The organism is Vibrio sp. 10N.286.51.E5, from assembly GCF_041469125.1.
Classification (GTDB): Bacteria; Pseudomonadota; Gammaproteobacteria; order Enterobacterales; family Vibrionaceae; genus Vibrio; species Vibrio crassostreae_C.
This window is the reverse complement of sequence record NZ_JBFRJZ010000044.1, coordinates 163,896-177,356: the sequence shown is the minus strand read 5'-3', so window position 1 is coordinate 177,356 and position 13,461 is coordinate 163,896. Positions and strand designations below refer to the sequence as shown.

15 protein-coding genes and 1 pseudogene are annotated in these 13,461 nt (G+C 38.7%); 10 read left to right on the top strand and 6 right to left on the bottom strand.

The features are described from left to right. Nucleotides 1-102: 102 nt before the first annotated feature. Both AB4161_RS16095 and AB4161_RS16090 read right to left on the bottom strand, forming a co-directional pair. On the bottom strand, nt 103-315 hold the full coding sequence (locus tag AB4161_RS16095) for a VF530 family DNA-binding protein (RefSeq protein WP_012604684.1): 213 nt from the start codon (nt 313-315) through the stop codon (nt 103-105). A 45-nt stretch (nt 316-360) separates the two neighbouring features. Beyond that, nucleotides 361-1,311, bottom strand: coding sequence for a LysR substrate-binding domain-containing protein (locus AB4161_RS16090; RefSeq protein ID WP_372083617.1), 951 nt, complete (start codon nt 1,309-1,311; stop codon nt 361-363). Between the two features lie 103 nt (nt 1,312-1,414). Between AB4161_RS16090 and AB4161_RS16085 the strand changes: the two genes are divergently transcribed. Then, nucleotides 1,415-1,621, top strand: a complete 207-nt coding sequence (locus AB4161_RS16085; RefSeq protein WP_102393184.1) for a DUF1127 domain-containing protein — start codon at nt 1,415-1,417, stop codon at nt 1,619-1,621. A 91-nt stretch (nt 1,622-1,712) separates the two neighbouring features. Here AB4161_RS16085 and AB4161_RS16080 read toward each other — a convergent pair whose 3' ends face one another. From AB4161_RS16080 to AB4161_RS16065, 4 genes and pseudogenes are all read right to left on the bottom strand, one after another. Further along, a complete protein-coding gene (locus AB4161_RS16080) occupies nt 1,713-3,401 on the bottom strand; it encodes an AMP-binding protein (protein ID WP_372083616.1) in 1,689 nt (562 codons plus the stop codon). 93 nt (nt 3,402-3,494) lie between these two features. After that, nucleotides 3,495-3,638 (bottom strand): annotated as a pseudogene (locus tag AB4161_RS16075) (helix-turn-helix domain-containing protein); the annotation flags it as partial. Between the two features lie 136 nt (nt 3,639-3,774). Next, on the bottom strand, nt 3,775-4,461 hold the full coding sequence (locus tag AB4161_RS16070; protein WP_157939983.1) for a transglycosylase SLT domain-containing protein: 687 nt from the start codon (nt 4,459-4,461) through the stop codon (nt 3,775-3,777). Nucleotides 4,462-4,562: 101 nt separating this feature from the next. After that, nucleotides 4,563-5,429, bottom strand: coding sequence for a LysR family transcriptional regulator (locus AB4161_RS16065; protein ID WP_017060824.1), 867 nt, complete (start codon nt 5,427-5,429; stop codon nt 4,563-4,565). Between the two features lie 321 nt (nt 5,430-5,750). Between AB4161_RS16065 and AB4161_RS16060 the strand changes: the two genes are divergently transcribed. From AB4161_RS16060 to AB4161_RS16020, 9 genes are all read left to right on the top strand, one after another. Then, on the top strand, nt 5,751-5,960 hold the full coding sequence (locus tag AB4161_RS16060; RefSeq protein ID WP_372083615.1) for a Flp family type IVb pilin: 210 nt from the start codon (nt 5,751-5,753) through the stop codon (nt 5,958-5,960). 103 nt (nt 5,961-6,063) lie between these two features. Continuing rightward, nucleotides 6,064-6,546: a prepilin peptidase gene (locus AB4161_RS16055; protein ID WP_372083614.1), complete on the top strand. Its 483-nt coding sequence runs from the start codon at nt 6,064-6,066 to the stop codon at nt 6,544-6,546. Further along, nucleotides 6,543-7,373, top strand: coding sequence for a hypothetical protein (locus AB4161_RS16050; RefSeq protein ID WP_017060821.1), 831 nt, complete (start codon nt 6,543-6,545; stop codon nt 7,371-7,373). The genes AB4161_RS16055 and AB4161_RS16050 overlap by 4 nt, the downstream gene beginning before the upstream one ends. Before the next feature lie 38 nt (nt 7,374-7,411). Continuing rightward, nucleotides 7,412-8,728, top strand: coding sequence for a type II and III secretion system protein family protein (locus tag AB4161_RS16045; protein ID WP_372083619.1), 1,317 nt, complete (start codon nt 7,412-7,414; stop codon nt 8,726-8,728). Beyond that, nucleotides 8,725-9,201: a hypothetical protein gene (locus tag AB4161_RS16040; RefSeq protein WP_372083613.1), complete on the top strand. Its 477-nt coding sequence runs from the start codon at nt 8,725-8,727 to the stop codon at nt 9,199-9,201. The genes AB4161_RS16045 and AB4161_RS16040 overlap by 4 nt, the downstream gene beginning before the upstream one ends. After that, nucleotides 9,201-10,442, top strand: a complete 1,242-nt coding sequence (locus tag AB4161_RS16035) for a CpaE family protein (RefSeq protein WP_372083612.1) — start codon at nt 9,201-9,203, stop codon at nt 10,440-10,442. Before AB4161_RS16040 ends, AB4161_RS16035 begins: the two co-directional genes overlap by 1 nt. Beyond that, a complete protein-coding gene (locus AB4161_RS16030) occupies nt 10,439-11,716 on the top strand; it encodes a CpaF family protein (protein ID WP_102428928.1) in 1,278 nt (425 codons plus the stop codon). The genes AB4161_RS16035 and AB4161_RS16030 overlap by 4 nt, the downstream gene beginning before the upstream one ends. Continuing rightward, nucleotides 11,716-12,624 carry a type II secretion system F family protein gene (locus AB4161_RS16025; RefSeq protein WP_372083618.1) on the top strand — a complete coding sequence of 303 codons (909 nt, stop codon included), beginning with the start codon at nt 11,716-11,718 and terminating at the stop codon, nt 12,622-12,624. Before AB4161_RS16030 ends, AB4161_RS16025 begins: the two co-directional genes overlap by 1 nt. Next, nucleotides 12,621-13,460 carry a type II secretion system F family protein gene (locus AB4161_RS16020; RefSeq protein ID WP_372083611.1) on the top strand — a complete coding sequence of 280 codons (840 nt, stop codon included), beginning with the start codon at nt 12,621-12,623 and terminating at the stop codon, nt 13,458-13,460. Before AB4161_RS16025 ends, AB4161_RS16020 begins: the two co-directional genes overlap by 4 nt. The last annotated feature ends 1 nt before the right edge of the window (nt 13,461 follow it).

Below are 13,461 nucleotides of genomic sequence, written 5' to 3'. Positions count from 1 at the left end.
GAGATGCGAGATGCGAGATGTGATATTGATATGGCCCCTAAAAAGTAGACACAGGGGTTGTCCCGTATTTAATCAACACGGGACAGATAAAGTAGGGAGAGATTAACGCTTTAAGTCGATGTAAATCTGCTCTACCTTGGTACGAGCCCAATCTGTTTTACGCAAAAATTTTAAGCTCGATTTAATGCTCGGGTCTTTTTTAAAGCAGTTGATGTTCACCATGTAACTCAACTCTTCCCAACCGTAATGTTCAACTAATTCAGTCAGTAGCTTCTGTAGAGTGATACCGTGAAGTGGATTATTGTCTTGTGTCATGAGATGTTCTCGCCATTTATTTGAGCTAAGTATACCAGTTTCGCTTTATGAATTATCCGACCATTTGAGTTCGTAATCGGTGTGGATAATCGAAAGCTCTTCTCTACCTGTATCACCAAACAATTTAACTTGAGTCTGCATCCATTCTTCGAAGCGTTTTATCTTTTCTCGATGGAAGTAACCTGGAGGCGCGCATAAAAAGTAATTGTATTTAGGCTTCAGCGCGATATTACCGATTCGGACGAGTTTCTTTTCCTGCAAATAGCGATACACCAAGCTGTGCTTAACCAAGGCAACGCCCTGAACGGATAATGCACCCTCTAAAACAAAATGTGAGCCGTCAAATTGCAATGATGAACGTCCTGCCTTCGCCCCAGCAACGTCTAACCATAGATTCCAATCCATATCAGGCCAACGGTCTTCAATCAGTTCCGCTTTATGCAGATCGTCGATGTCATAGATACCGTGTTTCTCTTGATAGATAGGGTGACAAACCGGGTAAATGACCTCGTCCATCAACCAGCGTGATTCGATGTTAGGGTAATTTCCATGACCATATCGAACACAGATATCGACATTAGAATCTTCAAATGTGACTAGCTTATTGGTCGGCTCAATTAACATAGATAGATCAGGGTGGCGATCGCGAAAGTTGCCAATTCTCGGTACGAGCCAATGCTGAGCAAAGGAAGGTACGGTAGAGATCGATAGCTGAGTGGGATTAGGATCTTGGTTGATGCGTCTTACCCCATCTTGAATATGAGCAAAGCCTTTCTTAGCTTGCAGGTAAAGCACTTCACCTTCATGAGTGAGTACTATTTTTCGGTGCTGACGAATAAACAGGTCTGCGCCTAACCATTCTTCAAGTTGGCGAATTTGTTGGCTGACTGCTGCAGCCGTGACAAATAGCTTTTCTGCTGCAAGCTTAAAACTGCCTGTTTCAGCCGCAGTATAAAAATAGTAGATCCCTTGGAAAGGTGGGGTGCGCTCTCTCACATTAGTTTTCCTTAACTGAATGCCAGTATCTATCGTTTGTCGATGTTGCTCTATTGGTCGATTATTGACCATAACAAAGCGAGAGATCAACAGGAGAAAGGTTATGGATACGATCACAGCAACCGCAAATACCAACCATTCATTTTTGTCATCATTATCAATTAAGAAATTCTATTCTAAATTAGGCATGTACTTTCAAAATCGTAGAACCAGAAAGCAGCTGTCTGAGCTACCAGAGTATTTGTTGAGAGATGTAGGGATTACACAGGAACAAGTTGATAAGGAACTGAAAAAATCGTTTTGGGAGTGAGTGGCAGTGTTAGGGGAGGGACTGGCTAATCTAAGGTTGAGCGTACTTTGCTGCCAAAAAAGGAGCCATAATGGCTCCCTCTCGATTTTGATTATTCTTCCCAAACCACCAATTTATCTTTCGGCCAGTTATGGCCAACTTCATGGTATTTCTGCTCAAGGATATGTCGTTTGATTTTGAGAGTCGGGGTTAACACGCCATTCTCAATGCTCCATGGTTCCTTAATCATCAGTACACCTTTGATCTTCTCATGTGAACCAAGCTGCTCGTTCATTTTCTCGATAACGCGCTTTGTCGTTCTTTCATAACGAGCTCGGTCAAAGTTAGGGAAGTCATGCGGTACCACCAGTAGGATTGGACCAGGTAGGCCAAGACCTATCAAACACATCATTTCTACGCGGCTGTACTCAAACAGTTTGTTTTCGATTGGTACAGGGGCAACAAACTTACCTTTAGCGGTTTTAAAGGTATCTTTCTTACGCCCACGAATCGTTAGGTAACCTTCACTATCGATATCACCGATATCACCGGTATGAAGCCAACCATCCGAGTTAAAAGACTCTTGGGTTGCAATATCATTCTTGTAGTAACCAGAGAATAGGCCTTTACCACGAACTAAAATCTCTTCATCTTCGGCAATCTTAAGTTCAATGCCAGGACCAGCATTACCAACGGTACCAATCTTATCTGCTCTGAACGGATAATTTAATGTGCTGTAAGCAAAAGACTCAGTCATCCCCCACGCTTCGGTAATGTGTAAACCAACGCTTTCGTACCATGCGAGTAGAGCGGGTGATACAGGTGCAGAACCACACCCGAGAACGCGAGCTTGGTCTAACCCTAAGCCATCAGCAAGCTTCTTCTTAATGATGTTGTTGATAAACGGAATCTTCAGTAAGAAGTTCAGTTTCTTCTGTGGCAATTTGTCTTGGATTCGCTGCTGGAACAGAGTCCATAAGCGAGGAACTGAGATAAACAATGTAGGGCGATGCATTTTCACATCATCAATAAAGGTGTCTAAAGATTCAGGGAAAGCCGTAACCACGCCCCCCATAACTGAAGAACCAAAGATGTAAACGCGTTCTGTAATATGAGCAAGCGGTAGATAAGAAAACAGGCGGTCGCCAGGTTGGATTCCAATATGGTCAATCAACCTTTGAACAGACCAAGTAAACGCGCCGTAGGTGAGCATTGCGCCTTTTGGTAACCCTGATGTACCCGATGTATAAACAAGTGACATCAGCTTATCGTCGTGATGCTGAGGACGTTTGGTTGATGGTTCATGTGTCTCAATGAGCTGCTCGAAAGTGTGTTGGCACTTCGCTGCGCTGTCGTATGGCAGTGAAATACTCACCAAGCTCGGATTGTCATCAAGTACTTTTTGAGTGGCTTTAGGATCGTCAAGCTTACCCGCAATCACAATTTTACTTTCACTATGCTCGATACAGTACTGAATGGTATTTGCCCCCGCTGTTGGAAAGATTGGGACGCTGACAAAATCTCCTAACATCATGGCAAGATCGCAGATGAACCACTCTGCACAGTTTTTCGATACGAGAGCGACTCGATCGCCAGGTTGGGCTCCGAGTCCTTCTAATGCTGACGCCAGTTTCAGAGCTTTGTCGGCTACTTCTTTATAAGTAAACTCGACAAATTGGCGGTTAATAATCTGTTTCAAATAGACTTCATCTGGGCGTTCTTCTGCCCATTTTAAAATCATGTCATCGGGTGTAGGGAGAGCTGTTGCTTGTTCTTGGCTAAACTCGTTAGGCTGAATCATTGTCTAACTCCATGTTTTTCGCTAAGTTATTTTTGGTTATTTTTGTTAAAATCATGTTAAATGTACCATGATTTTTTCTTTTAGGGAGTAAAATTAGCGTTTTCTGTTATCTGTGCAGGCACGTCTGTAGCTTGCAGGGGTTACGCCCGTCCTTTTCTTAAAAATTCTTGAAAAATACGACACATCCTTGTAGCCACATTGATAAGAAATTACAGCTATTTTTGATTCGGTATCCGCTACGTGTAAGTCCACGGTTTATTATAAGATATTATCGAAACAACCCTGCCACTGTATTCAATTACCAGAGCTGTTATCAATTCAAATTTTAGGTTAGAAATTTAATGATCGCCATCGCCATATAAGAATATATGCATCAGTTGAGCAAGGCTTGGTATTGCTTGTTTAGTTTGTACACTTTTGCTACGTAAGTTCTTGTTTCTGCAATACGTAATTGTGTTGTTAGCATTGTATATAACTCATCAACTGATAACTTATTGATATTTTTGGAGAATGAACTGATGTCTTTATCACCGAAGGAGTATTTCATTAGATTAGATAAGCCACAGTTATAGGAAGCAATTGCTAGTAGTCTTCTCGCGCTAGAGGAGCGAATGTTGTTGAGATACTTCGTCTCCAAGAGATGCAAATAAGCGGTCCCTACATCAATATTGAATTCAGGGATAAAGAGATCTTGTGCTCTGATAGGTCTATTGTCATAAAGTTCGCGTGAAACTTCAGCAGCCCCACCATTAACAAGAATTTGCATTAATCCAATAGCAGAGGCGTGGGAAACAGCATTTGGGTCGAAGAAACTTTCGGCGTGTATCATAGCAACGATTAATGATGATGGAATTTCCCACTTTGTTGCAGAACGCTCAATGTGAGTTTGATATATTGTATATTTATTGCTGACGCTGTCAGTGATTTTATGGGATAGAAGTACGGGTGGATCGGTTTTGGAAGCTCGTATTTCGTGTATTCTTTTGCTTTTCGGAACCACAATTCGCTGCAATCTTTGATTTTCTTGCAGTTCTTCATAAGAGTTTATCGAGTCTCTCATATAAGTCACTTTCGCTGAGATCTCACTATTAAAACTAATTAATATCAATGAAGCTGAAAGACAGAGATACTTCATATTTTAATAGAGCTGTTGTTCATGTTTCATAGGTGATAGGTACTTCTTAGTCTGTTATGAATCCACTGATGATATTTTCCAAACTCACTGTGCAATGGCCAGATCATGGACGCATATATTTGTTTACCAAACAATTGAGTATCACTGGGTATTTTTATTAATTTGTTCATTACTGTTTTGGTTTCAATGATATGCTGTGGAAGAAGGGCTATCCCTTTCCCTGCGCTACAGAGTTCAAGGATAGTACTAATATCATCCAATACCCAAATGTTATGGCTTGAAATGATGGAATAATCAATAATATCTTTATATCCATCAAGCAATAACAATCGATTGTTTTTTGAATTGAATTTTGAGTTTTGAACGACTTCTTTACTCGCCACCCAAATGCAATTAACTAAAAATAATTCTTCTATATTAAAGTTATAGATGGTTTTGTGATAGGGGTTTCCTATCGCGATATCAATTTTCTTACGATTGATATAATCACCTAAAATATAGCTTGGTTTTGTTACAACGTTTATCTCAACTTCTGGAAACTCCTCAGAAAATTCAATAAGAGCATTTCTTACATTTGAATTTAGCATTAGTAGGTCAATACCTACTTTTATTTTTGTTAAATTTGAATTTGATAGATTTTTAGCAATGTTACTTAACTCTTTGTGTTTGCTTATTATTGGTGTGGTTAGCGCATATATTTTTTTTCCTTTATCGGTTAATGATACGGTGTGACCACCTCTATCAAAAAGAAAATATCCTAAATCTTGTTCTAGATTTTTTATCGCTCCACTTATCGTTGATTGCGATTTACCTAGTTTCCTCGCAGCACAACTGAACGAACCTTCAGAGGCAACAGTATGAAATGAGATTAAATTGTCTAAAGTGAGCCTCATATCTCCCTCCTACAGGCTTTGCACCGTAAGTATTAGGCTAATACTAATAATCTGAATTGGCACTATTTGAAATTAAAGTGTGATGTAGATCACATTTTAACTTTGGGTGCAATGAACTTAATTTTCAAGAATAAATATTAATTTAGAAGCTAAATCCCTTAAAATTAATTAGATAAGTAATATGAAAAAATAACCACTTTTAAATCGCGTGTATTTTTGGTTTTGATATCGGGGAAACCGATAGTAAACGAATGTGAGAAAGTGATCTGATTACTAAGATCTAATTGCTTTGCACTAGAAGCATGAAAAAAGGATGGCATCATGATTACTAAACTTTACGTAAATATGCTCAATTATTTGAATAACCTTAAAAATGATGAAAAAGGCGTTACCGCGATTGAATATGGGTTAATCGCTGTTGCAATGGCAACCATGTTAATCGCAGTTTTTTATACAGATGCGACTAGTTTTGTAGACACTTTGGAAACGTCGTTTGCAACTATTAAAACAAATCTTAGCCTTGGCGACTAATTTTAGGTTTGATTAGCTACCTAATATTACCGAAATTTGACATTAGGTAGCTAATAACTTCATTTGATAAAGTGTTACTTGTAAATTTTTATGAGAGTAAATTATGTTATATATATCCGCATTTATTACTCTTATTTTCTTTAGTTTGATAATATGTTTTAAAGATATAACGGAGAGAGAAATACCTAATTTATATGTCGTAATTATTGCGATAGCTTCTTTTACTTTAGGGTTTACGACCTCAGATTTTAGTAAGATATTGATTGTTTTTGTTTTAGGTGTCGTTCTTATTAGTTTTTGGTTAGCAAATTTTATTGGTGGGGGCGATGTTAAGCTTATTTGGGCTTTCTCTTTAGCGATACCAGCGAACGATATGTTTGTAGCCACTATATTGGTGATTTTGATTGGTGGAGTTATTTCTGTTACTTATCTACTACTTCATTTTTGTGGGAAATATGGTTCCAATATTTGGGATGGATTAAGCACTTTAAAACCGACGAATGAAGGTATTCCATATGGCGTTGCGATCTGTAGTGGTTTTGCTCTGGTCATTTTCAAAAATGTTGTAACAGGAGGTTTTGTATGAAAAAAAGTCTCAGTCTGTTTGTTGCTGTAGCAGCTGTTGCAATCGGCGGTTATGGAATATATCAGAACCTAAATAAGACGAGTGAACCTACGGTTGAAAAAACTGAAGAATACGTTCAGGTCTGGCGAGCAAACATCCAACTCGTTAAGGGGAAACCGATCGATGCTTCTTTGGTTAAGAGAGAGCAAATTCTTAAGAGTTTGGCCATTGGGGAAGGGATTAAGGCTGATGTAAATTTAGATTTTTCTCCAGCCACATTACTTAATAGAAATTTATCCCAAGGTGATTTGGTTTTACCCGAATACCAAAATAAAAAAGGTTCTCCTGGATATATTGATTTGCTTATATCAGAAGGTAAAGAGCCTTACCCACTATTAGTCAGCAGTACTAACCTAATATTAGATTATATAAGACCTGGAATTTATGTTGATGTGTTATCAATAAGCTCGCCGGTGGAAAATCTGTCCGGTGACCTTGATAGACGTATTGGCTTTAATGGTGTTAATGCTAATTTGCTTCTTAAGCGAGCTAAGGTGCTCGGTACGTCGAGTGGCAGCAAAGGTGATGATGGTAATCTCGATTCTACGTTTCAGCCGGCGGCATCCGCAGGTGAGGAAACCGGGCAAGCTGTTGTCATTATTGAGATTGATCCGGTAGATATTGCAAGAGTGTCGCTTGCTGAAAAAACGATGCACTTGGAGGTGTATCGCAGTAATAGCTATGAAGTTCCGATTGATGCTGACGTTAGAAATGTTATTGAAAATTATAGTGGAGTGTCGGAGTTAAGAGGTTCAAGACGTCAGACCGTTCAAGGGGGCGAACTGTAATGGGTATAACAGCAAAGATAACGAGATGGGTATTAGTGATGAATCTGCTGTTGATAAACTCAATGGTATTCGCTTCACAGCGATACATTACTCAATTTGAAGGACAGCATATCTCTCTCAATGAAACGATCACAACAGTGTTTATTAGCGCACCAGATATAGCCGATTATAATGTTATCGATGAAAAAACAATTGTCGTTTTTGCAAAAGAAGTGGGGCAAGCGCGACTCGAAATCTATGGCAAAAACAATAAATTACTATTGTCCGAGAAAATCATCGTCGATGTGGATCTGAGCCAAGTTCGTCGCCAGATTAAACTCCATTATCCAAAGCTAGACATTAAGCTAGAGTCCGTCGGAATGCAAGTTGCGGTAAGCGGTGTGGTTGATTCTAACCAGCAGCGTGATGATATATATCGGATGGTCGCAACCCTGCTGGGGCGTGAGAAAGTAGCAAGGTATGAAGCCACTCGATTGCTTGAAATAGAAACCGATCTTATCGATATTCCAGAACCACAAGATATGATTTTTGCTAGAAATATGACTTGGGATGGGATTTTAGAGCTACTTGAGGTCGCAACAGCGCAACAGGTTAATGTCAAAATCTCGGTCGCTCAAGTAACTGAAAATTTTGCGCAGACAGTCGGTGTTGATTGGTCAAGCGTGGGGGCTGGTGTCGGAGAATTTCTATTCCAACAGTTCGACGCTGCTGACCTTACAACTGTTATTACAGCATTGGGCAATGAAAATGTCGCGCAAATTTTAGCAGAACCAAATCTGACCGTTATTTCCGGTGAGTCCGCGAGCTTCTTAGTCGGTGGGGAAATTCCCGTAATCGTAACCACGAACAATAATATAAACATTACGTTTAAAGAGTTCGGTGTTCGTTTGAGTTTGACGGCCAATGTGATGAGCGAAGAGCGTATTCGTATGCAGTTGCTTCCCGAAGTGAGCGAAGTCGAGCGGTATATTCGAGCGGCAGGCATTGAGGTTCCACAATTGGCAACGCGTAGAGCCATGACGACGATCGAGTTGGGTGATGGTGACAGTTTCGTACTGGGCGGGCTAATGAGCAGCTCTGACTTGGAAGAGTTACAGAAAACCCCCCTACTCGGTGATATTCCAATTTTAGGCGCGGCATTTAGAAAATCTTCGACAGATAGAAGAAGAACCGAATTGTTAATTGTCGCGACAGTGAATTTGGTTCAACCAATAAAAAGTAAGAAGGTACAGCTGCCTCAAATGCATAAGACTTCTACATTTCATCGTTGGCTCAATATCGATTCTCCAGCTGAAGCAAACAGTGGTAGTGATCCTACAATTGAACTGTTATCTCAAGGAGGATTTATACAATGAAGAAATTAATTGTAATAGTGGTCATGATGTTTCTTATCTCGGGTTGCACGGAGCGTTATCTTAATGGCAAAGGTAGTGAATACTTAGTCTACCCAGAGACTCATATCTATAAATTTAGTGTCAAATCTATTCCTGAAACCAAAGAGCAGTTAAGTAATCTTATCGCTAAAGTTAACGATATAGATCCCGGAGCCTCTTATAAATTTGAGTATAGGAATAGAAATTCAAAAAATTTGATTGACAATGTTGTGAATGAATTTGAAAAGTTACCACTGTCTGCTGAGTCGTTCAGTGTGCATAAAAATATCGAATTAGACAAAGATCTTAAAATTACAGTGATCTACCACTCTCTATTGCAGGAAAAGTGTAAGTTTGCTTCTGTAGAAGGTGTTGATGTAAGCCAAAACTGTTTTGTGGAAGCGGCAAGAGTGGGGCAGGTTATTCACAAGGAAAGGCTCGTGGAGGGATTATAATGTTTGATTTAGTTAAAACAATGAAAGAGTCCGCAGCTTCGGAAGATTTGTCAGGCATTAATAATGGTCCATCTGATTGCGTATTAGTGTATCAATCGCAGGAGTGTGTTGATCTCGTAAAAGAAATGTTTCAATTTGAAGGTTGGGATGAACCACAATTTATTAAAAACACGGATGTAAATAAAAAGTTTTATGAAGAACAAAAATCAAACATTGTTTTACTGGAGTTATGTAACTCAGAAACAATGGCGGACGATGCTCAAAATTTCGCTAGTCATCTTCCTACCCGAAAAGGGCTGATCATTATAGGACAGCAGGACTCTATAGTTAAGCTTCGTGAATTAAAAGAAATGGGATTTTACTATCTATATTGGCCTATTAATAAGTTTGAATTTTCTGACTTTATACTAAATGTTCAAGCAAATTTAGAATCTTTTTCTGGTGTGAGTGAAAAGCGTAAGGCAAAGCGCGTTGCTGTTGTGGGTAGTAAAGGTGGGGTTGGTACTTCTCTGATTTCCACTGAGTTGAGTTCAATGTTATCTACGCAAAGTATTGATACAATATTAGTCGATCACCAATACAGTGACTCAAATATCGATGTGTTAATTGGTTTGGAAAATTTTCAATCTAGATTGATTGATGAATATTCTGTCCCAATTCATGAATTAGATAATGACGGAGCGTTAAGTTATTTAACGCAAGTGAGGAAAAATTTTAGACTGCTGTCATTGCAAGGAGAGCAAGACCAAAAATTCATTTATGATTATAATCAAACATTATGTGAACTATTAAATAGAAGTGCTAATTTTATTATCGAGGATTTTTCTGGAAGTATCGACTTTAAAATTACCCCACATGCATTAATAGAAATTTATGATGTAATCATCGTTGTCCTAGAACCTTCCGTTTCATCAGTAAGAAATGCACGTGCATTGCTATCAGCACTCGAACAAAATCAAGTGTCACAAAGTCGTCGAACTCGAATAATTACTCTGGCCAACCATCATAGACCAGAGAGTACATTCGTTATTGGACAAAGTGATATAACAAAATACCTTGAATCAAAAGTTGATATTGATATGCCTTATTGTAAAAGGCTGTCTCATTTAATTGTAGAAGGTAAGCGAGCACATAAACATGAGAAAAGTATTCGTAAAACAATTGAGGACCTATCAAACTTAATAAATGGTCAATCAGTGCAAAAACATCAGGGTTGGTTAAATAGACTGGTGGCACGATGAGCACAACTAAAGAGCTATATATATCTTTTCGCACTCAGATTTTTGAAGCGCTTGATGTCGAAGCGATTCAAACCATGAATCGCAATGATTTAGAGGGACAAGTTAGAAGTGCTGTTGATGTACTTTCTAGCAATAATGAGCGTCCAGTAACGGCAATGATGCGGTCAAGTATTGTTAAAAGTATGCTAGATGAGCTATTTGGATTAGGACCTATTCAACCGCTTGTTGAAGACTTTTCGATAACTGACATACTTGTTAATGGCCCAAATGAAGTATTTTATGAAAAGTACGGTAAATTGGAACGTTCAGATATTACTTTTGTCAATGAAGACCAACTTCTCAATATTGCTAAACAAATCGCTTCTCGAGTTGGTCGCCGAGTTGATGAGCTATCCCCTACAGTGGATGCCCGACTCGAAGATGGTAGCCGAGTAAATATCGTTATTCCTCCGATTGCTTTAGATGGTACGACGATTTCTATTCGTAAGTTCCGTGAGCAAAATATCACGATGGAATCTTTGGTCGAATTTAATTCTATGTCTTTAGATATGGCAAGGGCGCTATCGATTGCTTCTCGTTGTCGGTTAAATATTTTGATTTCTGGTGGTACAGGTTCAGGTAAAACAACGTTACTCAATGCTTTATCACATTATATTAGTGATGATGAGAGGGTGATAACAATAGAAGACGCTGCTGAACTTCGGCTTCAACAGCCTAATTTAGTTCGACTTGAAACGCGAACTAAGAGTATTGAAAGTACAGGTCTCGTGACGCAGCGAGATTTGGTGATTAACGCGCTTCGTATGCGACCTGATCGCATTATTCTTGGTGAGTGTCGTGGTTCAGAAGCGTTTGAGATGCTGCAGGCGATGAACACCGGTCACGAAGGGTCTATGTCTACCCTACATGCTAATACACCAAGAGATGCTATCAGCCGAGTCGAATCTATGATTATGATGGCAAACTTAAACCAGCCATTGGATGCTATTCGTAAGGCTATCGTCAGCTCAATTGAACTGGTTGTGCAAGTGAACCGTTTACGAGATGGCTCTCGAAAAGTAACAAGCATCTCAGAAATTGTCGGAATTGAAGGGGATAGTGTTGTCATGGAAGAGATATTTTCCTTCCAATATGATGAAGTCAATTATGGTGAGAATGTAAAAGGCAAGTTTGTTACAGAAGGTATCATGCAGCGATCCCACTTGGTACGAAAAGCCCACTTTTTCGGTTTATATAATGAACTGATGGAATCCTTTAAAGGGGTAGGGACATGATCATTTGGATCTCTTTTATTTTATTTGGAATTGCTATATTTTTACTCTTTGATGATAAAAAATCAAAAGTGGTTGATTATTTTCCAGAATTGAAAAATGCGCAAAAAGAAGATGATATTTCAGTTATTGATATAAGTGGACTGCTCCCTAAGGCGAGTTGGAGAAACATTCGAAGAGATATACATCCAACTATAGGGATATTAGGTTCAAGATCTAAGCTTATTATATTGCTTTATGTCATTTTTAGTACTGCGATATCTTATTATATTGTGTATCATTTTTTTTACATTCGTTCAGTGTTTATTCTGGCAGCTTCAATCTTGTGTTTGTTATTATTCGGTTACTTCAGACTGAAAACTGTGAGGAGAAAAATATTTCAGCGGACATTTCCTGATGCACTGAATATATTAATGAGTGCGGTGACTGCTGGTGAAAGTTTGATGCAGGCATTTGTATTTGTTGGGGGGAATATGGATGGTGAAGTTGGACGTGAATTTAAGTTAATGGGTGACCGACTTCGTCTAGGTGAAAGTTCTGAGGATGTTTTAAAACGATCTTGTGAGGTTTTTCCCTACCCAGAATACATTTTTTTTACGATTGCAATAAGAGCCAATCTGAATCGTGGAGGCCAACTTAAGGGAGTGTTAGCTAGGCTGATTAGAGTGTTAGTCGATGCACGTGCAATGGAAAGAAAAAAAATGGCGATGACGTCTGAAGCGAGAATATCAGCCAAAATAGTGGCAGCTATACCGTTGTGTTTTGCTATTATGCTAAATTTTGTGAATCCAGATAATATTCAATTTATTCTACATGACCCAGAAGGACAATGGATACTTTATTATGTGTTAGGTAGTGAGTTGTTAGGACTATTTATCGTATGGGTTCTTGTTAAAAGGGTAAGATTATGAATACTATTATCCTACTAATTTCGGTGGCTTTAGGTTTGTATCTAATAATGAATATGTTAGTTGGCCTGAAGAAAGAAAAAAGAATAGAGATGCTTTTAAGTACAACACATAAAAGACATAAAACCTCTAGGATTAATTCGTTCATTGTCAAGTTTGGTAAAGAGCACAGAGGTGAACTCGAGCAAAAAATTAGAGATGCTGGTATTCACAGCCCTCAACTGGCTATTTATTATTTTCCAATTAAAGTTTTATTTTTCGCGGTTCTCTTATTCTTTGTTTGGATAGCGGACATTGCTATAGAAACTGAGTTTATATTAGTGGTTGTTAGTGTGATCACTGCTGTACTCCTCCCTGATCTTATCTTAAGTTTAAAGCAAAAGGCGGTTGTCAGAAAGATTTCGATAAATCTTCCCTATTTACTAGATATGATGTCTGTTTGTGTGCAGACCGGCATGACAATAGAGGCATCTTTTGCCTACTTGTCAAAGGAACTAGAAACCTTTGATCGTGATTTATGCTATCAGATAAAAAAAACGTCAGACTTTGGCAAGATTCAGGGTATCGATAAAGCTTTATACAACTTGTCTGAACGCGTTCCTTCCCCTGAAATGTCGAGCTTTGTTTTGACTATTATTCAAAATATTCAATACGGGTCTTCTATTTCCATGATCTTATCTGATTTAGCTGAGGATATGCGTAAAATGCAGTTGCTTACCGTTGAGGAAAAGATGGGTAAACTCTCCGCTAAAATGAGTATACCTTTGATTTTACTTATTATGATGCCTATCGTTGTCTTAATTTTAGCACCTGGATTTGTTCAAATGGGTCTTATTTAGG